The 21,220-nt window shown below is 70.1% G+C and carries 20 protein-coding genes; 11 read left to right on the top strand and 9 right to left on the bottom strand.

Translation table 11 applies throughout. From position 1 onward, the window contains the following. Positions 1-85: 85 nt before the first annotated feature. The 4 genes from ABZ493_RS10830 to ABZ493_RS10815 all read left to right on the top strand — a co-directional run bounded on the left by ABZ493_RS10830 (position 86) and on the right by ABZ493_RS10815 (position 4,861). On the top strand, positions 86-1,411 hold the full coding sequence (locus ABZ493_RS10830; protein ID WP_430582170.1) for an ATP-binding protein: 1,326 nt from the start codon (positions 86-88) through the stop codon (positions 1,409-1,411). Between the two features lie 110 nt (positions 1,412-1,521). Beyond that, positions 1,522-2,592: an ArdC-like ssDNA-binding domain-containing protein gene (locus ABZ493_RS10825; protein WP_430582169.1), complete on the top strand. Its 1,071-nt coding sequence runs from the start codon at positions 1,522-1,524 to the stop codon at positions 2,590-2,592. Beyond that, positions 2,589-3,134 carry a hypothetical protein gene (locus ABZ493_RS10820; RefSeq protein WP_430582168.1) on the top strand — a complete coding sequence of 182 codons (546 nt, stop codon included), beginning with the start codon at positions 2,589-2,591 and terminating at the stop codon, positions 3,132-3,134. The genes ABZ493_RS10825 and ABZ493_RS10820 overlap by 4 nt, the downstream gene beginning before the upstream one ends. After that, positions 3,131-4,861, top strand: a complete 1,731-nt coding sequence (locus ABZ493_RS10815) for a TraM recognition domain-containing protein (RefSeq protein ID WP_430582167.1) — start codon at positions 3,131-3,133, stop codon at positions 4,859-4,861. Before ABZ493_RS10820 ends, ABZ493_RS10815 begins: the two co-directional genes overlap by 4 nt. Positions 4,862-5,300: 439 nt before the next feature. On the opposite strand, the gene ABZ493_RS10810 is transcribed toward ABZ493_RS10815, so the two are convergent. The 3 genes from ABZ493_RS10810 to ABZ493_RS10800 form a co-directional block, all read right to left on the bottom strand. Further along, positions 5,301-5,831 (bottom strand): hypothetical protein, encoded by a 531-nt coding sequence (locus ABZ493_RS10810; RefSeq protein WP_430582166.1) that lies wholly within the window; start codon positions 5,829-5,831, stop codon positions 5,301-5,303. A 452-nt stretch (positions 5,832-6,283) separates the two neighbouring features. Next, complete coding sequence (locus ABZ493_RS10805) at positions 6,284-6,652, bottom strand: hypothetical protein (RefSeq protein WP_430582165.1); 369 nt, start codon at positions 6,650-6,652, stop codon at positions 6,284-6,286. A gap of 11 nt (positions 6,653-6,663) precedes the next feature. Next, complete coding sequence (locus ABZ493_RS10800; protein ID WP_430582164.1) at positions 6,664-9,114, bottom strand: restriction endonuclease fold toxin-2 domain-containing protein; 2,451 nt, start codon at positions 9,112-9,114, stop codon at positions 6,664-6,666. Between the two features lie 281 nt (positions 9,115-9,395). Between ABZ493_RS10800 and ABZ493_RS10795 the strand changes: the two genes are divergently transcribed. From ABZ493_RS10795 to ABZ493_RS10775, 5 genes are all read left to right on the top strand, one after another. Then, entirely contained in the window at positions 9,396-9,818 is a 423-nt protein-coding gene (locus tag ABZ493_RS10795) for a hypothetical protein (RefSeq protein WP_430582163.1), read from the top strand. Further along, positions 9,815-10,441 (top strand): hypothetical protein, encoded by a 627-nt coding sequence (locus tag ABZ493_RS10790; protein ID WP_430582162.1) that lies wholly within the window; start codon positions 9,815-9,817, stop codon positions 10,439-10,441. The genes ABZ493_RS10795 and ABZ493_RS10790 overlap by 4 nt, the downstream gene beginning before the upstream one ends. Further along, the gene (locus ABZ493_RS10785; protein WP_430582161.1) at positions 10,438-11,484 is read left to right on the top strand and encodes a hypothetical protein; all 1,047 of its coding nucleotides are present in this window, start codon (positions 10,438-10,440) and stop codon (positions 11,482-11,484) included. Before ABZ493_RS10790 ends, ABZ493_RS10785 begins: the two co-directional genes overlap by 4 nt. Positions 11,485-11,529: 45 nt before the next feature. Further along, positions 11,530-12,963, top strand: coding sequence for a plasmid pRiA4b ORF-3 family protein (locus tag ABZ493_RS10780; RefSeq protein ID WP_430582160.1), 1,434 nt, complete (start codon positions 11,530-11,532; stop codon positions 12,961-12,963). A 106-nt stretch (positions 12,964-13,069) separates the two neighbouring features. Then, positions 13,070-14,044 carry an HNH endonuclease gene (locus ABZ493_RS10775; RefSeq protein ID WP_430582159.1) on the top strand — a complete coding sequence of 325 codons (975 nt, stop codon included), beginning with the start codon at positions 13,070-13,072 and terminating at the stop codon, positions 14,042-14,044. Positions 14,045-14,480: 436 nt separating this feature from the next. Here ABZ493_RS10775 and ABZ493_RS10770 read toward each other — a convergent pair whose 3' ends face one another. Further along, positions 14,481-14,729 carry a hypothetical protein gene (locus ABZ493_RS10770; RefSeq protein WP_430582247.1) on the bottom strand — a complete coding sequence of 83 codons (249 nt, stop codon included), beginning with the start codon at positions 14,727-14,729 and terminating at the stop codon, positions 14,481-14,483. Between the two features lie 166 nt (positions 14,730-14,895). After that, a complete protein-coding gene (locus ABZ493_RS10765; RefSeq protein ID WP_430582246.1) occupies positions 14,896-15,441 on the bottom strand; it encodes a type IV toxin-antitoxin system AbiEi family antitoxin domain-containing protein in 546 nt (181 codons plus the stop codon). A gap of 260 nt (positions 15,442-15,701) precedes the next feature. On the opposite strand from ABZ493_RS10765, the gene ABZ493_RS10760 reads away from it, so the two are divergent. Then, on the top strand, positions 15,702-16,478 hold the full coding sequence (locus ABZ493_RS10760; RefSeq protein ID WP_430582158.1) for a hypothetical protein: 777 nt from the start codon (positions 15,702-15,704) through the stop codon (positions 16,476-16,478). A 43-nt stretch (positions 16,479-16,521) separates the two neighbouring features. On the opposite strand, the gene ABZ493_RS10755 is transcribed toward ABZ493_RS10760, so the two are convergent. The 4 genes from ABZ493_RS10755 to rnhA all read right to left on the bottom strand — a co-directional run bounded on the left by ABZ493_RS10755 (position 16,522) and on the right by rnhA (position 20,157). Next, positions 16,522-16,746 (bottom strand): excisionase family DNA-binding protein, encoded by a 225-nt coding sequence (locus tag ABZ493_RS10755; protein WP_430582157.1) that lies wholly within the window; start codon positions 16,744-16,746, stop codon positions 16,522-16,524. A gap of 39 nt (positions 16,747-16,785) precedes the next feature. Next, complete coding sequence (locus ABZ493_RS10750; protein ID WP_430582156.1) at positions 16,786-18,081, bottom strand: site-specific integrase; 1,296 nt, start codon at positions 18,079-18,081, stop codon at positions 16,786-16,788. Between the two features lie 173 nt (positions 18,082-18,254). After that, positions 18,255-19,658, bottom strand: a complete 1,404-nt coding sequence (gene lpdA / locus ABZ493_RS10745; protein ID WP_430582155.1) for a dihydrolipoyl dehydrogenase — start codon at positions 19,656-19,658, stop codon at positions 18,255-18,257. Between the two features lie 79 nt (positions 19,659-19,737). After that, positions 19,738-20,157 carry a ribonuclease HI gene (rnhA, locus tag ABZ493_RS10740; protein WP_430582245.1) on the bottom strand — a complete coding sequence of 140 codons (420 nt, stop codon included), beginning with the start codon at positions 20,155-20,157 and terminating at the stop codon, positions 19,738-19,740. A gap of 123 nt (positions 20,158-20,280) precedes the next feature. On the opposite strand from rnhA, the gene ABZ493_RS10735 reads away from it, so the two are divergent. After that, positions 20,281-21,144: an LLM class flavin-dependent oxidoreductase gene (locus ABZ493_RS10735; RefSeq protein WP_430582154.1), complete on the top strand. Its 864-nt coding sequence runs from the start codon at positions 20,281-20,283 to the stop codon at positions 21,142-21,144. Positions 21,145-21,220 lie beyond the last annotated feature (76 nt).

Below are 21,220 nucleotides of genomic sequence, written 5' to 3'. Positions count from 1 at the left end.
GTCCCGGGCTGCCTCGGCCAACCACGCGGCCGAGCGCGCCGGGCAGCGGGCCCAGCGGAATGCCGAGGAGGCTGCGCGGCGGGCCATGCGGTACCTGCCTGCGGCGGGCGAGCGCGGGCCGGCGGCACTGCGGACTCATGGCCGCTTTCGGCTGCCGAAGCACCAGGACACGTCGGCGACGTGGGGTGGGGCGTACCCGTTCCTCGCGGAGGGTGGGCTCGGTGCGGACGGCGTGTTCGTCGGGCAGGACCACAACTCCGGGACGTCGTTCGTCTACGACCCGTGGGTGCTGTACCAGCGGAAACTGATCACCGCGCCGAACGTCGTTATCGCCGGGATCGTCGGCGCAGGCAAGTCCGCGCTGGCCAAGTCGCTGTACACGCGGTCCATCCCGTTCGGGCGGCGCGTGTACGTGCCGGGTGACCCGAAGGGCGAGCATTCGGCGGTCGCACGCGCCGTCGGCGGGGTCGCGATCGAGCTCGGGCACGGGTCGGCGAACCGGCTCAACCCTCTGGACGAAGGCCACCGTCCACCGGGCATCGACGACGCGCTGTGGGCGGCGCAGGTCAGTGCGCGGCGTCGTGACCTCATAGGCTCGCTGACCGAGACGGTGCTGGAACGCCGTCTAACCCCGACCGAGCACACCGCGATTGACGTCGCCCTGGACGACGCCGTCGCCTCGGCGGACGTCCCGGTGTTGCCAATGGTGGTCGACCGTCTCCTCGAACCTCGCGACGGCGGCACCGGAACGGCTCGTATCCATGCTGGTCGGTTGGCGGACGACGGGCGGTTGGCAGGGCACGCTCTACGCCGTCTGGTGGCCGGAGACCTGGCCGGCATGTTCGACGGCCCCTCCACCGTGCGGTTCGACCCGTCCCTGCCGATGGTGTCCCTCGACCTGTCCGCCGTCGCGGAGAACTCCACCGCGATCTCGCTGCTGATGACGTGTGCGTCCGCGTGGATGGAGTCCGCCCTCACGGACCCATTCGGCGGGAAGCGGTGGGTCGTCTACGACGAGGCCTGGCGGCTGATGGCCCACCCCGCTCTGCTGCGGCGCATGGACGCGCAGTGGCGAATGGCCCGTCACTACGGCATCGCGAACATGCTGATCTTCCACAAACTGTCCGACCTGGACAACGTCGGCGACTCCGGGACCGCGATGCGCGCCCTGGCCGCCTCCCTGCTGGCCAACGCCGAGACCCGCGTCATCTATCGGCAGGGGTCCGACCAGCTCGGCGCCACCGCTGCCGCCCTCGGCCTGACCCGCACCGAACGGGACCTCCTGCCCGACCTCGGCAAGGGCCAGGGCCTGTGGCGCATCCGCGACCGGTCCTTCCTCGTCACGCACCAGATGGTCCCCGCCGAGCTCGAGCTCTTCGGCACCGACGCCCGCCTCACCGACCCCACCTGACTGCCGCCCGGTCCACCTACGGCACCTGTGGTGGACGACGGCGGCACACCTGCCTGACGACGCCCGCACCCGCCGCCGGCACGGGCGACCGGCACCCTTGGAGGCTCGTGATGCACCGTGACACCCGGTCGATCGCCGATCGTGAGGCCAAGCTCGAGGCCCTGCACGCCACGCTGACCGACGCCGTCGCGCAACTCACGACCGAGGCTCAGTGGCGCCGCGCGATCGACTTCGCGGCCCGGTTCCGGCGCCGCAGCTTCAGCAACTCGCTGCTGATCTACGTCCAGCACACGGCCGCGTTCGAGGCCGGGCGGGTGAACGCGCCGACGCCGACCTACGTCGCCGGGTACGGGCAGTGGCAGCACCTGGGCCGGCAGGTCCTCAAGGGGCAGACCGGGTACATGATCTTCGCTCCTGTGACCCGGCGCATGGTCGCCACCCACCCGGATACCGGCCCGTGGCGGACCCTGGACCGCGGTGAGAAGCCCGATCCGGTCGAGACCGTCCGCACTCGGATGATCGGCGTCCGCCCGGCCTACGTGTGGGACGTCTCCCAGACCGACGGTGACCCGCTGCCCGCGCCTCCCCGCTCCAGGCTGCTCGAGGGCGCCGCACCCCCGGGCCTGTGGGACGGACTCGCCACCCAAGCACGAGCTGCCGGCTTCACCGTCGGCGACGCCGCGGACGCGGACGGAATCCGCGGAGCGAACGGGCAGACGAACCACACCGATCACACCGTCACGGTCCGCGCCGATATGGACGACGCCGCCCGGGTCAAGACCCTCGCCCATGAGTTGGCCCACGTCATCCTGCACGGCCCCGACAACGACGAGGCGGGCACCCATCGCGGGGTCGCCGAGGTCGAGGCCGAGTCCGTCGCCCTGATGACCCTGGCCGCCCACGGCGTGGACACCAGTCGGTTCACCGTGCCGTATGTGGCGACCTGGGCCGCAACCGTCTCGGCCGCCGACCCCGTCCAGGTCGTCACCGCCACCTTCGACCGCGTCCGCACCACCGCCCTGGCGATCCTGGACCGCCTGGACACCACACAGGTCAGCGACGGCACACCACCCCCCTTGCCCGACGTCTCCCCCGCGGCCGGCTCTTCGGCGACTACCCCGCGAGTACCCGACAGTCCTGCCGCCGCGGCCTCGCGCGAGACGCAGGGGGTGGCCCTGTGAAGCAGCCCGGCCCGATCCCCGCCGTCCTGCCCCGCGCACGAGTCGTCATCGGTGAGGACGACCACCTGACCGTCACCCTCGACGGCGACCCGTTCCCCGTCCCACCCGAGTGGGCAGGCGTCGGCAGGGACGCCATCGGCGCGGTCATGGACGCCGTCGGTGAGTACGTCGGGCAGGTCGTGCGCATCGACATCACCTACCCCGACGGCACCACAGAGACCGAGATCCTCACCCCCGACGACACCGACCAGCTACGCCAGGACGCGCCCACCCCGCACACCCCACCCGCCCGGCCCGTCCAGGCCTCGGCAAACGGGTCGTTCCTCGGCGTCGCCGAGGAAGGCTTCCGCCCCGGTGAACCCGTGAGCATCGCCGTCGTCGTCACCACGGCCACGGCGGGGCACGACGGCGTCGCCGCCCTACGCCTCCCACCCGCACTTCTGACCCGCACACCGCTCGCACTCGTCCTGCTCGGCCACGACTCCGGCACCCTCGTCCTGCACGACCCCGACCACACGACCACCCCACCGGACCCGACATGACCAGCACCACACGGGCACCACGAGCCGGCGTCAGCACGGGCACGGACGTCGCCCTGGCCGCCCTCGCTGCAGGAATCGTGCTCGCCGCCGTCCTGCGCCTGGCCGGCACGCTGGCCGCAAACTTGTCCGACGCCGACCCACCAGCAGCCGGACTCGGCGCCGGCCTCGGCGTCCTCGCCAACCCCCAGGACCCGGCCGCCGCGCTCGAGGCCCCCGGCCTCCAACCCGACCTGTACTGGGCCATCGCCGCCGGCCTCCTTGCGGCAGTGGCCGTGATCGCCGTCGTCGCGTGGAGGTACCTGCGCCCCGCGCCCCGCCCCGACGACGGGTTCGCCACACGAGCCGACGTCGTCAAGCACGCCTCCGCCCGTGCACTGACGAAGCGGGCCACCAACCTGCGCCCGAGCCTGACCCACCCCCGTCCCGAAGATGTCGGCTACCGGCTCGGGCAGTGCCATGGCAAGGACATCTGGGCATCGGTCGAGGACTCCATGCTCCTGGTCGGCCCACCACGCTCCGGCAAGGGCCTGTACATCGTCATCAACGCGATCCTCGACGCCCCCGGCGCCGTCGTGACCACCTCCACCCGCCCCGACGCCCTCACCATCACCCTCACCGCCCGACAACGACGCGGCCCCATCGCGATCTTCGACCCCCAACACCTTGCCCCCGACCTACCCGCCGGACTGCGCTGGTCCCCCGTACGCGGCTGCGAAGACCCCGAGACCGCCGCCGTGCGAGCCCGCGGGCTCGCGTCCGCCTCCGGCTTCGGTGCCGGCACCGAGAACGGCGGCTACTGGGAAGGCCTCACCCGCGAAGCCCTCAAACACCTCCTGCACGCCGCCGCCCTCGGTGAGCGCACTCCCGCCGACCTGCACGCCTGGGCACAACAGCCCGCCGCCGCAGCCGACGCCGTCGCGATCCTGGCCTCCGCGCCGCTACCCCACGCCGCCATGTGGGCCCACACCCTCAACGCCGCCATCAACGCCGACCCCCGCACCCGCGACGCCGTCTGGTCCGGCCTCCAGCTCGCCCTCGCCTCCCTCAGCGATCCCCACGTCCTCGATGCCGTGACCCCGCGCCCCGGCGAAGGGTTCGACCCCGAGTCCTTCATCCGCAACCACGGCACCCTCTACCTGCTCGCGACCGCCACCAGCTCTGGCACCGCTGCCCCCCTGGTCGCCGCACTCGTCGAAGACCTCACTGAGACCGCCAAACGCCTCGCCGCCCACTCCCCCGGAGCACGCCTCGACCCGCCCCTGCTGCTCGCCCTCGACGAGATTGGCAACCTCGCCCCCCTGCCCTCGCTGCCCCAGCTCATGTCCGAAGGCGGCGGCTCCGGCATCACCGTCCTGCCCGTCCTGCAGTCCATCTCCCAAGCCCGCGCCGCCTGGGGCGAACAGAACACCGGCACGATCTGGGACGCCGCCATCGTCAAGATCCTCCTCGGCGGCTCCTCCGTCACCAAAGACCTGCACGACCTATCCACCCTCATCGGCGACCACGACGAGACGACCCACTCCACGACCATCGGACCCGACGGCACTCGCACTAGCCAGGAGTCCCTGCGCCGCGTCCCGATCATGACGCCGCAACAACTGCGCACCATGCCCTTCGGCACCGGCCTCGTCCTGCTGCGCAGCATCAAGCCACTGCAGGTCCGGCTCCGGTCTTGGACCAAGCGCAACGATGCCGGCGAGCTCATTACTGAGCGAGAAGCCGTTTGAGAGACCCTTGGCACAAAGAGCGGGAAGGAGGGCGCTCGGGCCAACATTGCCACGCTCTCTGCCCGGCACGACGCTTCTATCGAACAGACCGATAGGGACTTCCCCCGCCCCGGGTGACGCCGAGTCCGTGAGCCAACGCAGTGCTGCCGCCCGTGCATCTGTCCGTTGATCGCCCCTCCAACGACATCCGTACGCCCGGTGCGGCCGTCGCAGTACGCGCGCCCAGGGCTCCCCCTCCGTAGCACTCCTGTCCTCGACAGGTGCACCCGGAGCAACCATTCCGCAAGGGAAGGCAGGGCACCTTCTGTGGAGCACACGCAGCGCGCCTGCACGACTACCGCTCAGAACGTCTGGGGCCGCCCCAAGCAGCGCGGGTCGGCCCGGCTCGAGGCGAAGTGCTCCGGCGTCCATGAGTTGTGCCCGCCACCGGGGATCACACCTATAGGTAGGGCTCCCACTCCGCGAACTTCGTGAGCAGGTCGTCCCAGGCGCGGGTCGCGTCCATCGGCGTGGCCGCCTCGTTCTCCCAGTCGGACACCGCAACCGAAGCAGCATCGGCCGCCTCGAAGGTCGACTCGTACAGGTCCGCGATCTCTGCCGGAGGGTCACCCAGGTAAGTGTCGCTGTCTGGGTTGATTGCACCCCCGATCGCCACGGCAGCGGTCTCAGCCGTGTAACCCATCGCGATCAGGTACGCCTCACAGTCAGGTGCGTCGCCCATCGCAATAGCCGTTGCCGAACAAGTGGCGTCTTCCCAGTCCGCGTTCATCTCGTCGACGGCATGCCGCTGTCCAGCAACGATCGACGCCCACTGGTCGACGGTCGTCTCGGCAACGGTCTCGGTCGCCGGAGCACTCTCCGGTGCCTCCGAGCTAGCCACGTCTGCCCCGGCCGATCCCTCGCCGCTGCAACCCGCTGACACCGCCACCAGCAGCGCAGCCCCGAGCAAGGCTCTCGTCCAACCCGTCACCTCTGCATCGTTCCAGGCAACTCTCAGTTCATCGACTCCAGTGGCGGGTGAACCACGATCCATGACCGGCCGTACACGCGCGTCGGAAGCATGCCCTCACGGACCGAGGACAAGGCCCCACGCACCGTCGTTGAGGAGGCCGTGCGTCGATTTCATCCCGTGGATCCGCGATCAGTTGGCGAATGACGATCCCACCGCGGCCATGGCGTATGTGCTCCAGATCGTCGCAGCGAACCCGGACATGAGCGCTGCCATCGATATGTCTTCGGACTTGGGCACTGTCCTCGAGGCTGGGTTGATCCCTCGCGAGTCACCTTCCTGCGCGAAGATCTGGATCGGGAGATTGTGACGCCTGCCGCGCACGGATTTCGACGACCTAACCTGTCTCAGCGACGAAGCCACCCTCGACCTGCGACGGTCCTGTCCGATCCGCGCCGGAGGCCAGCAACTGATCAGGCGTCCCGGAGTCTCCTGAGCTCGTCAGGGGTCATCCCCGAATCGAGCGTGACTAGGTCGTTCGCCCAGTCGGAGACCACGACTTGACTGGCTCTCATGTCGACTTGGGTCGTCAGCCATGCGAGGAACGCTGCTGCCAAGTCGTCGCCCCCGTCCACTCCAAGCCCTTCCGCGCCTGAGAGGAAGTCGACGAAGACGATCTGGCCCTGTCCGTGGAGCTCCAAGAGCCCTGCGCTGTTCGGGGCGAGCCTTTCGCTCGAGGGCGACCATTTGGAGCCTGGCCATGCGCTCAGCGCGGGGTCGACGAGGACGTCCGGATTGAAGCGAGCCGGTCCTTCGAGTACCCCGACAAGTAGGTCTGCCACGTCTCCTCCAATCAGTTCGTCAGCCGTACGTATCCACGAATCGCCAGCTCCCGCATGCGCGACTCGATGAACTCCGCTGCAGCCTCGCTGTTCGTCGTGATCTCGACCACGCCGTCTCCGCTGCCCATGACCTCGTCAGCGGCGCTCTGCAGGCGGTTCAAGGTGCTGTCGATCTTGCGCGTTGCCAGTTCACGCATCTTCGCATTCTCGATCCCCTCAGGGATGTACCACGAGCGCGCGGACGTGACGTGCTTGTAGTCCCCGATCGCGCCGTACTGCGGCGTGAAGCCGTCAGGATGCACGTTGATGTCCTCGGACGGCACGTGCACGATGCGCTCGTTCTCGCCGTAGACCTCGATTTGACCATCTCGCGCCGGTCCAGGCGCTCCCTTGACCGGCGTCGACGGGTACGTCTCGTAGCGTGCTGCCGCAGCCGCCTCTTCTGCTGCGCTGAGTGCGGGCCTCGTGGTGCCATCGGCGAGCGGGATGGGCTTGCGGGCAAGGAACCACTCCAGCGGGACGGAGCCCCGCTCTGGTTCCTCCCGAAGCATGGCCCGGCGTGTGGCCATCCAAGCCGCCGGGTCGGCCGCGATGTCGTCGGCGACGGCCCGGCCGCCCTGTCCCACGCGTGCGCCGATGAAGTTGCCGGGCGCGAACGTGAGCGCAACTCCAGCGGTATCGGCGATGACCTGCCCGGGCGTGGCGGTGGCGATGTAGTCCCGGGTGGCCTGGTTCGGGTCGCGAACGAAGGTCGCGATGCCGTGCCCCTTGTCCAGACCCCAGGTCAGGGCACCCGAGACGCCCAGGGCCACGCCGAGGGATCCACCCGACAGCACTACCAAGCCCGCGACTCCGGCCCCGATCGCGAGCTGGACGGCCAACGGCTGCTCGGCCCACCACTCGGCGAGGATGTCAGCGACTCCGGCGAGCCACGCCGGCCAGTCCGATGCGCTGACACCGATCACTGACGCAGTCTGCGGCGCGAGCACAAACCCCAACCATGCGAGCAGCAAAACGGCGGCCAGCGCGAGGAGGCGTCGACGCCGCACGTGCACCGGCCCGGCCAGGGCCTCTAACGCCAACTCCCGGGTCGCACGCTGCCCCGACACGGCGGTCATCCCCCGGGCGGCGGCCCGACGGCGCGACTCGCCTCGCTGCCGCGAGAACGCCATCACCGCGTCCCCGAGGTCGCGCAGCACCACCCAGACCAGCGCGGTCACCGCGCTCGCCACCGACCGTGCCACGGCGGCGAGCGGACGAGGCCAGGACCGGGTCCAGGTCGCGACCTGGACCACGGTCTTGCGCGGCCAGCGGGGCGGCTGCCGGTCCGCAAGCAGACCCGACGACGGCACCGCCGCCAGCCGCCGCGCATCAACCAGCAAGCACACCGCGACAATGATGAGGAAGACTCCCGCGCGTCCGTGGCCATGTCCCAACCACGACCACGGTGCTCGCAGCCACCACGGCACGCTCGTCTCCGCCGGATCCAGCCACACCGCCTCCGGATCCTCGGACAACAGCGAGCTCAGGCCGCCACCGAAGGCACCGAACGCGTTCTGCACGTTGTACCCGGCATGGTCCGCGATCGCCGACCACAACGCGACCACCGGCAACACCACCGCGAGCAGCCGCCAGCCAGGGTTACGGGTCGCGCGCCACCACGCGACGCCCAGGCCCACCAGGCCCGTGACGATCGGCGTCATCACCGCGTGCCCGCCGAACCCGGCCACCCCGTCGTCCCAGTCCGACGGCACCGGGAACAGGCGGAACAGGATCCAGCCCTCGGGCACCTCGTCGTCCGGCCCGAAGTCGAACCAGCCCCGCCCCACGCCCGTCTGCCACGCCACCCGCCGCAGCGTCTCCTCCACCGCGAGGAACGCCGTCCCCGATGCCACCCCCAGCAGCACCCAGTCCACCGACGCGAAGCGAGCCGCCCGCCGGGGCGCGAGAACCGCGAGCACCGCGACCGGGGCCAGCTTCAACGCCTCCTCAGCGATACCCGCGATCGCAACCTTCGGTCCTGCCGCGTCGACCCCACCGATCGCGGCGGCCGCGGGCTCGCCCGCCATCGACGCATCCGCCATCACCGTGCACACCACACCGATCAGCACCGACCACGGCACGCACACAGCGAAGAACCGCATCAACCCCGACCACGTCAACGTCTTCGTCCGTACCAGCGCGAACCACGCGATCACCGTCCACACGCACCCCAGGTACGCACGCAGCCCCAACGTAAGGTCAGGGACGAAGACGACCAGGGCCAGCAGCCACGCCAGGGCCACCCAGAGGCCGACCGCGCGCACCCGTGCACACCGCCGCGCCAGCACCGGACGGCCCGCCCACCACCGCGCACGGCGCTCGGCCCACACCTGCCACCACTCCCGCGGCAGCTTGGCAGTCACGTGCTCATCGACGACGACGTCGGCGGGGGCCATTCCGGTCCTCTCCTCGAGCTCCACGTGTGGGGCGGACAGTAGGCCGCGAGGACCGGCCAGTGCGTCAGTCACCACCAGCTGGACACCCGTCTCGCCCACCAGCACGCCCGACCGTGCTGCACGTTGCTCTACGCAACACACAGCGGCTCACCAACACGGAGATCCGCCGCTGCCGCGAGGGCCGCTTCGTCCGAGTCGACCGCCGCCTGCACACCTGCACTGCGACAGCGGTACGCCGACGGTGCCGCGTTGCCTGGGAGGTTTCCATGCCGACGTCATCCTCCATCCCGACTCGACAGTGCATCGTGGGCGAGATCGCCTCCCGACCGCAGTGGTCGAAGACGACGACGGGGTCGACGCGGTGGTTCGCCCGGATCAAGATCACCGCGCGCCGGCGGCATCCGGACGGCACCTACGGGGACCCGGAGACGTCGTTCCACAACCTCGTGGCTTTCGGGCATGCGGCAGAACGGGGGCGGACCCGCCTGCGCGAGGGCGACGTGATCGTCGCAGCCGGGTACGTGCGCGCCAACCTTGCGGGCACCGGTGAGGAGTTCGTGATGCGGTGGTGGGGCCACGAAACCTGGCGCACCCCGTACGCCGTCACCCGCACCACCCCAGTCCCTGCGCCGAGGGGGCGGTTGCCATTCCGCGCTCGCACACCACGGCCCGCCAGCCCCGCTACGGCGTCCAATCCGGCGCCGTCCACCCCCATACGGGGGCGATGAGCCCGATGCCCGAGCTCTTCTCCGACCCCGACGGCGAGGACCGCGACGGCGCCCTCGAGATCCCCGGCGCTGCTCGCAAGTCGCGGGCAGACCACGATGCCGCCGCGTTCGCCGGAAACGAAGACAGGCCGCCCGGGCCGGTCAACTGGAACGCCCTCGGCCCCGAGGAAGCTGCAGTTGCGTGGGCCGAGCTCGACGCCTGGGTGTCTTGGCTGCGGGTCGCGTACGGGATCTCCGCCCTGGAGATCCCGCCCCTGTGGCACCGGCACGACGAGCTCGTGTGGGAACTGTCCGCCCTGCACCAGCACTGGCTCGCCTGCTACGGCGACGGCGCGTCCGGCTCCGCTCCCCTGGCCTGGCACAAGGACTTCGACGACGCCCGCCACCGGCTACGCCGCTGGGTCGCCGCATCTGGCACCCAGCCCGGCACCGACCGGCCCACCCTCGTCGCCACCTGGCCCGGCGAGGCCCCACACCAGGTCGAACCCGCCCACGACATCGTCGACCGGTACGCCGACTTCACCGCCATGGTCCGCCACGACCTCCGCGAACGCCAGGACGCCCTCGAGCGCTTCACCAGCCCGCTCTCCCGGCGGCGTCAGGCCGGAAGGGAGGGGGCGTGATGCATCGCCTGCCCGGCGCGCTCGAACGAGACGCCGCCGACATCGCCGCCCTCGCCGACCACGTCGCCCACCCCGCCACCACCGCCTACCGTGCGCTGCGCGAACCCCTGTGGTCCACACTCCACGCGCTCGGGTTCGACGGAGGACACATCCTGGTCCAAGGCGACGGTGCCCGCACCCTCCTCGCCCTGCCCGACCGGCCCGACATTCCGATCGACTTCATCACCGCCCACCTCGCACCCCTCCAGCACATCCAGGCAGGCCAACCCCAACCGCCCGCGATTGACGGCGGGCCCAGCGACTACGACGCCGTCATCGCCTCCCTGCCCTGGGCCGACGTGCAGATGCGCGTGCCATCACGCCGGGCCCGACACACCGCACGCCAAGCCCTCATGACCATCGCCGCCACCCGCCTCGCCCGACCCGGGGGCCTCGTCGCCGTCCTCGCCGGCCACGACCTCATGGACTCCCCCGACCCCACACCCCGACACGCCGTCCGCGCCCACGCCGCCTTCCTCGGCGCCGTCCGCCTACCCGCCGGAGCCCTACGCCCCCAAGCCGGCACCGACAACGTCGTCGACCTCATGCTCTTCACGCCCACCCACGACACCGGGCTCGGGCCCTCACTGCGGTTCGCGCACAGCATCCCCATCCCCCTGGACGGGCACACCGTGCACATCAACCAGTACTACGACAACAACCCCGACCAGATCCTCGGCAACATCGACGCCGAAGCCAACGTCTGGGACCAGCACGCCCTCACCGTCACCGGCAATCCCACCCACCTGACCGCCGACGTCAGCCAGGCCCTCACCACCCTGGCCACCAACGCCCTGCAACACGCGCTCGTCCCCACCTCCGACCCCGACACCCCGTCCGAGACCGGCGAGCCCGGACAGTCGAATGGCTGGGGCGCCTGGGCCATCACCCATGCCCGCCGCTACCTGCCCGACCTACTCAGGATCGACCAGCGGTCGAACAGCACAAGTTTCGACCCCCCGCATTCGAACGATGGCCCTACGAATCGCCGCCTCGACCTGTAAGAACCGGGCCAGTGTGAGCCCCGGTCGCTCGCTACGGTTGTCACCGTGACGGACGACCAGGAGAAGCTGCGCCAGTTCGAGGCCGCGATCAAGGGCATGGGTCTGGACGACCTGCGCGAGCTGACCGTCCAGATCCTCGCCCAGGTGTCGACGCCCGGGTCGTACCGGACGCGCCGCCCGGACGCGGCGTCGCGGCGCGGCCGTCACGCTCCCCCGCCGGAACCGGTGATGCTCCGCCTCCGCTTGGACCTCCAGGGCGCCACTCCCCCGATCTGGCGCCGCCTGGACGTGCGCTCGGACTTGCCGCTCGACGTCGTGCACCAGGTGCTGCAGGACGCGTTCGCGTGGACGGACTCGCACCTGCACCGGTTCACCCTCGGCACGGACGCGTGGGACCGCGACGGCGAGCAGTTCCTGTGCCCGTACGACGTCGAGAACGCGGAGGACGACGAGGACGGCGTCCCCGAGGAGCAGGTCACCCTGGGTGAGACGCTCGGCGAGCCGGGCGACGTCCTGCACTACGTGTACGACTACGGCGACGACTGGGAGCTCGCGCTCAAGCTGGAGAAGGTCTTCCCCGCGACGCCGGACACGCCCGCGGCCGTGTGCGTCACCGGTCGGCGTGCCGCCCCGCCGGAGGACTGCGGCTCGCTGCGCGACGCCGACTCCCTCGCCGAGGTGCTCGACGACCCGGCCCGTTTCGACCCGGCCGAGGTCAACACCCGACTGCAGCGCTCGCACTACGCGCTGCGCAGCAGCGGCCTGCTCCCGCACCTGCTGCAGCTCGTCGCCATGCTCGAGCACGACGGCGACGACCTCGGCGCACGCCTCGCCACCGTCGAGCCGTCGCTCCAGGTGTCCGACGACGACGTCGCGGTTGCGCTGCAGGCCTATCGGTGGTTCCTCGACCGGGCGGGCGACGGCGGCATCCCGCTGACGGCGGCGGGGTACCTGCGGCCGGCCGACGTCGAGGCGGTCGCGCCGCTCATCCCGACGATAGAAGGCTGGATCGGCAAGGCGAACCGGGAGGACCTCACCGTCCCGGTCGCCGTCCTCCGCGAGTCCCTGCTCCGGCCGCTCGGCCTGCTGCGCAAGTACAAGGGCAAACTGCTGCTGACACGCGCCGGCGCGACCGCACGCAGGAGCCCGCGGGCCCTGTTCGACCACCTCACCGCACAGCTCGCGCCCGACGACGCGGGCTTCGAGCGCGACGCCGACCTGCTCGTCCTGGCGTACGCCGCCGTCAGCCCCGGCCAGGAACTCCCGCGCGAGCGCATCGCCGAGATCCTGAGCTCACTCGGGTACCGGCACGCCGACGGTCGCGCCGTCGACCAGTACGCCCTGCGCAGCTACGAGGGCAACGCCCTCGACATCCTCGCGAACGTCGCTGCCCCACCCTTCACCCACCGCCAGGAGTACCAGGTCACCACCGTCGCCGCGGCACTGGCCCACGCCGCGCTGACCCGGACCACCACGTAGCGACCCGCGACGTCGTGGCTCGTCAGATGGCTTCCCGACGATCCCGAGGACGATCAGGATGCGGATGCCCCGGAGGTCCGATCCGGATCCACGCGAGGATGCGTACATGACCAACCTCAGCGACGAGGGCACCGCGCCCGACGACGCCCAGGGTGGGACGCTTCTCTCGACCCGGGACGATGCGCGGTACAAGACCCACGTCGATATCGCGAGACTGTTCGGGAAGGACTACAAGGGCCACCAGGCATCGACGTTCAGGATCGACGACGCCACGCGAGTCTGGTTCCCGAAGCTGTACCCGAACAGCGACTGGGACAATCAGCTTTCCCCTGACGGCCAGGTTCTGACGATGCGCCATCAGCCGGGCGGCAGGTTCGAGAACGTTCTGACGTCCCCGCCCCTACGCGAGTACGTGATCACGTTCGCGCATGTCAAGCCGGACACCGGCCCGAAGTACTACCGCTTCATCGGCGTCTTCGAGGCGCTCCCACACCTGTCGGACACCACCAAGTGGGTCTACCAGTTCGTCTCCGACACGGTGCACATCGACGACGCCAACAAGGTCACCTTCTCCCCGACACGCACGCGTCCCGAACTGGACGATCAGTCGGCCGAGGCCGCGGACGCAGATCCCGCACTCATCGCGGACCTGAAGCAGCAGCTCGAGTCCGGCAAGTTCGAGGTGGAGGACCTGATCGGGACAACGCGATCACGGGGCAGTGCACAGTCCGTCTTCGCGAAACGCGTGAAGGACAACTACGGCTGGGAGTGCGCCGTCACGGGGATCCGGACGAGCGCGTTTCTCGTCGCATCGCACATCGTTCCCTGGAGCGAGGACAAGACCATCCGTCTCGACCCGAGCAACGGAATCTGCCTGTCCACCTTCGTCGACCGGGCGTTCGACGCAGGCTTCGTCACCATCACCCCGCAGGGCCGCACGGCAGTCCGCTGGGACAGAGTCGCGGAAGACCCGATACTCAGCGCGGAGCTCGCCAAGATCGACGACGTCGAACTCGCCAAGCCATCCGCGGCTCCGCCCGACCTAGCGAAACTCGAGCGGCGATTGGCGCTCGGGTATTGAGCGTCGCTCGAGCTCGCAGCCGTAACAGCACGCACGCGCGGCTCAGCGGGCCCGGACATCGACCCCCCGTAGACGAGGTCGCTCCAGAACGGGACACGACGGCGGGGCGCATGGCACTGGGCCCACCCAGGTAGGCGGTCTCAACCGGTCATTGCGACTCCGCCCGCACGACATCACGCGGACCCAGGCTCGTCACCAGCTCGACCGGGCCGCAGCGAGGCGGCCCGGTCCCCTGGGGACCCTGGCGCAGGTTCTCGCTGCGGCCGTCGGTGCCTGACGGCGCGAGCTGCAGCCCTTCGACAGGCAGCCGGGCGGCCGACGCCACAAGACGTGGCCGCCTGCGGACTGATGGCAGTGGATAGAAACCACTCACGCTCAACCGTTCCCTGGGAGGTTCTTATCCAAGGTCCACGGCCGAGGCGGGCGTCGGTGGCCTTCAGGTGGTCCAGGACCGCGCCGGCTGCCGCCACGTGCGCCGCTTGAACGCGCACGCCGGTGTTGTCCGCCTCGTCACAAATGGTCTCGCTGCGGATGGCACCCACGTCGAACTCCAGGCCGTCGACGACATCGACCGCCACGATCTCTCGCGGTCGGCGCTCGACGTCGTCGACGTCGTTGGGAGACCCGATGCGGCCAGGTCGATGTCTCGTGTGGGTCGGCGTGCTGCGAATGCCGCGAGCAGCACGCCACCCTTGAGCACGAAGTCGTCGCGGACCTGCGAGGCGGCCAGTCGAACCAGGAAGCCCTCCAGCGCATACAGCACCAGGTCCTCCGACGGCCCTGCGCCCTGGCAAGGTTGCGCAGGTCGTTGTACGCCCGTCCGGCCGGCGTCGCGCGTGGCGGGTTCGAGCTCACAGAAGCACCTGGAGCGCCTGCCGGATGGCGGCGACGGTCCGGGGGAAATGTTTCGCGGTGCGGAGCAGTTCCGAAGGTGAATTCCCCCAGCCTCGGACCCACCGGCGCAACGCCTCGTGAGCCTGGTCGAGGTGGCCGGTCCGGAACGCGTCGACGATCGTTCGCTCTGCCGAGTACGCATGAAGGTCCGGGTGCTTGGGCATGACGGCGCGACCGACGTCGAACGTCTCCTGCCCGAAGGCATGCCATGTCACGTACTCGAAGCCCGCGGGGAACCTGGTACCGCGCGGCAGCGCGATGTCGGTCGCGAGCGGGATCTCGTCACTCAGCTCGTGGTACACCAGGGCGCTCGTGAGGCACAAGGTCGCGGCCGGCTTAACTGCGGCGGCTCCGGCCAGCGGCGCCACCGCGGGATCCAGCTCGCCCGGACGGATATACACGCCCCGCCCGATCCGCTCCAGCTCGCCGGACCGGACCAGGCGGTACACCTCGTCCTTGCGCAGCCCCGCCGCGCGTGCCGACTCGAGAGTCAGGACCGACATCAACCCACCTCCTTACTGTCTACAGCAACGATGGACCTGATAACAGTAAGGAACGAAGGGAGCGAACCCCCCGACGAACGCCCCGGACCCGGCGCCGACAGCGATGCGCTCCCAAACGGTTTCGATCGGCACGCCGATCTTGCCGGGTGGCGAACAGGGGGAGCTCCTGCGAGCGCTTGATCTGGCCCACGCGGGGGCACCCATTGTCGGCGACGAGAAGCACGGTTCCAGGCACGTGTGCGGACGGCTAGCATCAGGCGATGAGGTACGAGGTGAACATCCCCGACGGCCAGCACCTCGGGAACTCACGCCAGGACCCAGGAGCCCACACTGGCTTGCTGTTCGACAAGAACGGCAACTTGGTGGGGCAAGCGACGCTGCGGCCCGTCGAGGAGCCGGAGCCGGTCGAGATGCCGTGCGGTGACCCGTTTGCAGGCGTACCTAATTCCCGCACCCAGGACCAGCGTGACGCCGATGCGGAACGCGCAGCGCAGCTCGCTGAGCTTTTGGTTGTACTGGCCATCAAGGGAGCGATCACTGCCGCCCCACACGTGAATCGGTACTGGGGCACGACGCTCCTACCATGGTTCAAGGCGCTGCGGCAGCGGCTGTCGTCGTTCCGGCTGCCGCAGTTCACGGTCGGTGCGACGAGCGCGAAGCGCGCACAGGACCTGGAAGCAGCTAGCAAGGTCGTGGGATCTCAGCTCGCCGTGGTGGAGGCCGAACCTAAGCTGACGATGACGAAGGCCGAGTGGGACACGCGGGTGGCGGCGATGCTCACGGCCGAGGCGTTCCGCAACAGTCAGTTCGACGTCCTCCGTCGAGCCACAGTCGTCGACCCGAAGGTCATTGGCGTCGGGAAGGATCCGGATACCAAGCTGACGCCTCGTGAGTACTCGGACCACATGGAGCGTGCTCTGGGCACCATCCCGGCAGCCCTGGAGGGCGGCCTGTACGCGGCGCTGGTGAACGCGGTCCACCAAGACGAGCAGATGGAGCGCGAGAAGCAGAGCGGCCGCGCAGAGCAAGAGCAGTAGCTGAAAGCTCAGAGGAAGACTCGGTGGTGATGGCTCCCAGCCATCACCGGAACCTCCCCCGCGCCGCAGGCATGGCAACGGCCAGTCGGTCGCGCAGCTCGTCGAGGTCGACTCGGATGAGTCGGCCCACCCGGTAGCCGGTCACCGTGCCGTCGGCGATGCGCCGGCGGACGGTCTTGACTGACACGCTGAGCTCGTCGGCCGCGACGGCGAGGGCGACGAGCCGCCCTCGCCCGGTCGGCCGTTCCTGAACGTGTGCGGTTGCCATGGCCCCACTCCTCCCCCGGCGGCACCCCTCGTGCCGCCGTCACGACACAGGTGTGCCGTCGTCGCCACGAGTGGACTCGAGCTCCGACAGCACGGTGGCGCTCATCCGCGCGGCGAGGTCGATGTCCCGTGCCATGGTGGCCTTCTGGTAGCGCAGCACGACGTTGACGTCCGAGTGTCCGCCGCGCCGCATCAGCTCGGCGAGGGTCGCGCCCTCCTGCGCGAAGCGGGTGAGCCCGGTGTGCCGCAGGTCGTGGAACCTGTACCCCTCGGGCAGGCCGGCCACCTGCTCGCGCGCCTGCGCCCAGGCGTTGTTCCACGTCGTCGTCGCCAGGTGCTGGGCGCCCCGCTCCCGCAGCGGCACGACCGGCGCGTTCTTCCCGTCACCGACGAACGCGTCGAGGTGCTCGCGCAGCCGCTCGACCATGAGCGGCGGCACCGCCATCGACCGCACGCCCTTCTCGGACTTCGGGTCGGAGAGCTGCCCGGTCAGTCCGTTCTTCTGCCGCCGCACGTACAGCGTCGCGGCGGTGCGATCGAGGTTCCAGACGACGTCGCGCCGCTGCAGCCCGAGCACCTCGCCGCGCCGCAGCTGGCACCACGCCGCGAGCAGCACGGCGATCCGCCAATGCTCCGGCGCGGCCGCGTAGAGCGCGTCGACCTGCTGCGGCGTGGCGACGTCGTCCTCGGGCGTGTGGTCGGCGTCGTGCCGCACGGAGCGACGCGACGGCGTCGGCACGTCCGGCATCGTCTCAAGCAGCCCATCGCGCATGGCGGCGCGCAGGATCATCTTCAGCAGGTCGACGGCGTCGCCGGCGATCCCGTTGTGGTCGACCCCCGGCTTGAGCACAGACGGCTGCGACGCGAGCTCGGTCGACACCGCCCGCACGACAGCGGAGTCGATGTCGCGCACCCGCATGTCGCCGAGCGGCCCCAGCAGGTGGTTGCGCACCCGGCCGCGGTACACCATCACGGTCCCGGGCCTCCGGGTCCGACCGCCCTTGCCCGGCTCGTGCTGGACCCGGTCCAGCCACGCGAGGGCGTACTCGCGGAACGTGACGTCCCGCCGCGCGGCTTCCGCCGCCTCGGCCTCCCGCCGTCGGGCCGCGTCCTCCGGCGACTCCCACTCGCCACGCACGATCGCCGCGTGCGTCAGGTTGAGGAACCCGCGCGCGTCGGTCTTCGTGACGAACGTCAGCGGCTGCCCGCCCTCCGTGCGCGCCGAGTACACCTTGCCGTCGGGGCCCGTGTACCGGGCCTGCCACCGCTTCGACGGCAGCTGGCGCAGCCGGCCCCATGTCTCGCGACGCTGTGCCGTCGCCCTCTTCTCAGCCATCTCGACCTCCCTGGTTTCGTGCCCCCTACGTGCCCCTCCGAGTGGCACGCGGGGGGCACGCCTGTCCATAGGTGTGCACGGACCTCCAGACAGAAAGAGGCCCGGAACCGCGGAATTCCGCGGATCCGGGCCTCTGACCAGGCGATCGGACGGTGTCCGATTTGACCTACTTCCTAGAAGTTGATCATGTGCCCCACGATGCCGTGGATGGACTCCTGGATCGCCTCGGACAGCGTGGGGTGCGTGTGCACGTTGCGCGCGACCTCGTCGGCGGTGAGGTCCCACTTCTGCGCGAGGGTGAGCTCGGGCAGCAGCTCGGAGACGTCGGGGCCGATCATGTGGGCGCCGAGGAGCTCGTTGTACTTGGCGTCGGCGACGATCTTGACGAAGCCGGTGGGGTCGCCGAGGCCGTGGGCCTTGCCGTTGGCCATGAACGGGAAGGAGGCGACCTTGACGTCGTAGCCCTCGTCCTTGGCCTGCTGCTCGGTGAGGCCGAACGACGCGACCTGCGGGGAGCAGAACGTGGCGCGCGGCATCATGCGGTAGTCGCCGAGGGTCTGGGTCTCGGCCCCGCCGATGGTCTCGGCGGCGACGACGCCCTGCGCCTCCGCGACGTGCGCCAGCATGAGCTTGGCGGTGACGTCACCGATGGCGAAGATGTGCGGCACGTTGGTGCGCATGTGGTCGTCGATGGCGATGGCGCCGCGCTCGGTGAGCTGCACGCCGGTGCTCTCGAGGCCGAAGCCCTCGACGTTCGGCGCGAAGCCGACGGCGGACAGGACCTTGTCGACGACGATCTCGCCGGGCTTGTCGTCCTTGACGCCCTTGTAGGAGACGGTGACGGACGAGCCGTTGTCCTTGATGGTCTGGACGGCGGTGGACGTGAGGAGCTTGATGCCGAGCTTCTTGTACTGCTTGGCGATCTCCTTGGAGACGTCCGCGTCCTCGTTCGGCAGCGCACGGTCGAGGAACTCGATGATCGTGACGTCCACGCCGTAGTTCTTGAGGACGTAGGCGAACTCCATGCCGATGGCGCCGGCGCCGACGATGGCGATCGACTCCGGCAGCTCACGCGTCATGATCTGCTTCTCGTAGGTCACGACGTTCTCGGACAGCTCGACGCCCGGGAGCAGCTTGACCTGCGAGCCGGTGGCGATGATGGCGTTGTCGAACGTGACCGTCTCGGTGCCGCCCTTGTTCAGCGCGACCTCGATCGTGTTCGCGTCGCGGAACGTGCCGCGGCCGTCGAGCTCGGTGATCTTGTTCTTCTTCATGAGGAAGTGGACGCCCTTGGTGCGACCGTCCGCGACCTCGCGGGACCGGTCGAACGCCTTGCCGAAGTCGAACGTCACGTCACCGGACATACCGAAGAAGTCGGCCTGGTGGTTGAAGATGTGCGCGAGCTCCGCGTTGCGCAGCAGGGCCTTGGAGGGGATGCAGCCCACGTTGAGGCAGACACCACCCCAGTACTTCTCCTCGATGATGGCGACGGACTTGCCGAGCTGGGCCGCACGGATCGCGGCGACATAGCCGCCGGGGCCAGCCCCGAGGAGGACGACGTCGTAGTGGGAAGCCATGGGCCCAGCCTATTAGCGCGCGCCACCCCCTGCGGCGTGACATCCGTCGCACCTTCGGCGCGACGTCGTCGGGCCCGGGCTACCGCACGGAGTCGACGCCCAGGTTCGCGAGCGCGTCGGCGCGCTCGTTCCCCGGGTCGCCGGCGTGCCCCTTGACCCACACCCAGCGCACGTCGTGCTCGGTGACCTCGGCGTCGAGCGCCTGCCACAGGTCCACGTTCTTCACGGGCTTCTTCGCGGCGGTGGTCCAGCCGTTGCGCTTCCACCCGGCGATCCAGGTGCGCATGCCGTTCATCACGTACGACGAGTCGACGTGGATCACCACGGTGCTGGGCCGCTTGAGGGCGCGCAGCGCCTCGACGACGGCGGTGAGCTCCATGCGGTTGTTGGTGGTGACGGTCTCGCCGCCGTAGAGCTCCTTGGTGTGCTCCCCCGCCTTCAGCAGCGCGCCCCAGCCGCCGATGCCGGGGTTGCCCTTGCAGGCACCGTCGGTCCACATCTCGACCAGGGGCTTCTCGATCTCGTCAGGCACCCGCACACCCTACGTTCCTTGCATTCCACGGCCGTGTCGGACGCCGCACGTAGCGTCGACGCACACCCCAGGACGACGAAGGAGACGCACATGAGGTTCGGGTTCGTCGGCAGCTTCGGCACCCCGCAGCAGAACGTCACGCTGGCCCGCGCGTGCGAGGAGCACGGCTGGGACGGCTTCTTCAGCTGGGACGGGATGAGCATGGGCGACTGGGGCGGCGACGCGCTCACCGCCTGGGACCCGTTCGCCGTCCTCGCGGGCGCCGCGGCCGTGACGGAGCGCATCACGCTGGGCGCCATGGTCTTCGCGGTGCCGCGGCACCGCGCGTGGGAGCTGGCGCAGCGCGCGCTGACGGTCGATCACCTGTCCGGCGGGCGGCTGGTGCTCCCGGCCGGCGTCGGCGTGCTCGACGACCGCGGCTTCACCTCCGTCCCCGGCCAGGTGACCGCACTGAGGGACCGGGCGCAGACGCTCGACGAGACGCTCGAGTGGCTGCGCACGTCCTGGTCGGGCGAGGAATTCGAGGCCGACGGCGCACAGGTGCGCACGGGCCCGTTCCGGTTCGCCGCTCCCCCGGTCCACGGTCGCATCCCGGTCTGGCCGGTCGGCGTCTGGGACGCGACCAACCCGCCGCTGAAGAACCTGCGGCGCACGCTGCGCTGGGACGGGATCGTCGTGCAGGCGCGCGGCGCGACGCCCGAGGAGGCCGAGGCCGGGCCCGACGCCGTGCGGGAGCTCACCGCGTGGATCGCCGAGCAGCGCGGGCCCGACGCCGGACCGTTCGACGTCGTCGCCTCCGGCCTCCTCTCGTCCGACGCGGCCGAGGCCCGCGACCAGGCCCGCGCGTTCGCGGACGCCGGGGCGACCTGGTTCGTCGACTCGTGGTGGGACCCGGCGCAGGCGACGCCCGAGCGCCTGCTCGAGCGGGTGCGCCAGGGCCCGCCCACCCTCTAGGTCTACCCGGGGCCCGGAAACGCATCGAGCGTGCTGACTTGTTCCTCAAACGGGTCGTTTGAGGAACAAGTCAGCA

Source organism: Isoptericola sp. NPDC019482 (assembly GCF_040632295.1).
Classification (GTDB): Bacteria; Actinomycetota; Actinomycetes; order Actinomycetales; family Cellulomonadaceae; genus Isoptericola.
This window is presented reverse-complemented; position numbering and strand designations above follow the sequence as displayed.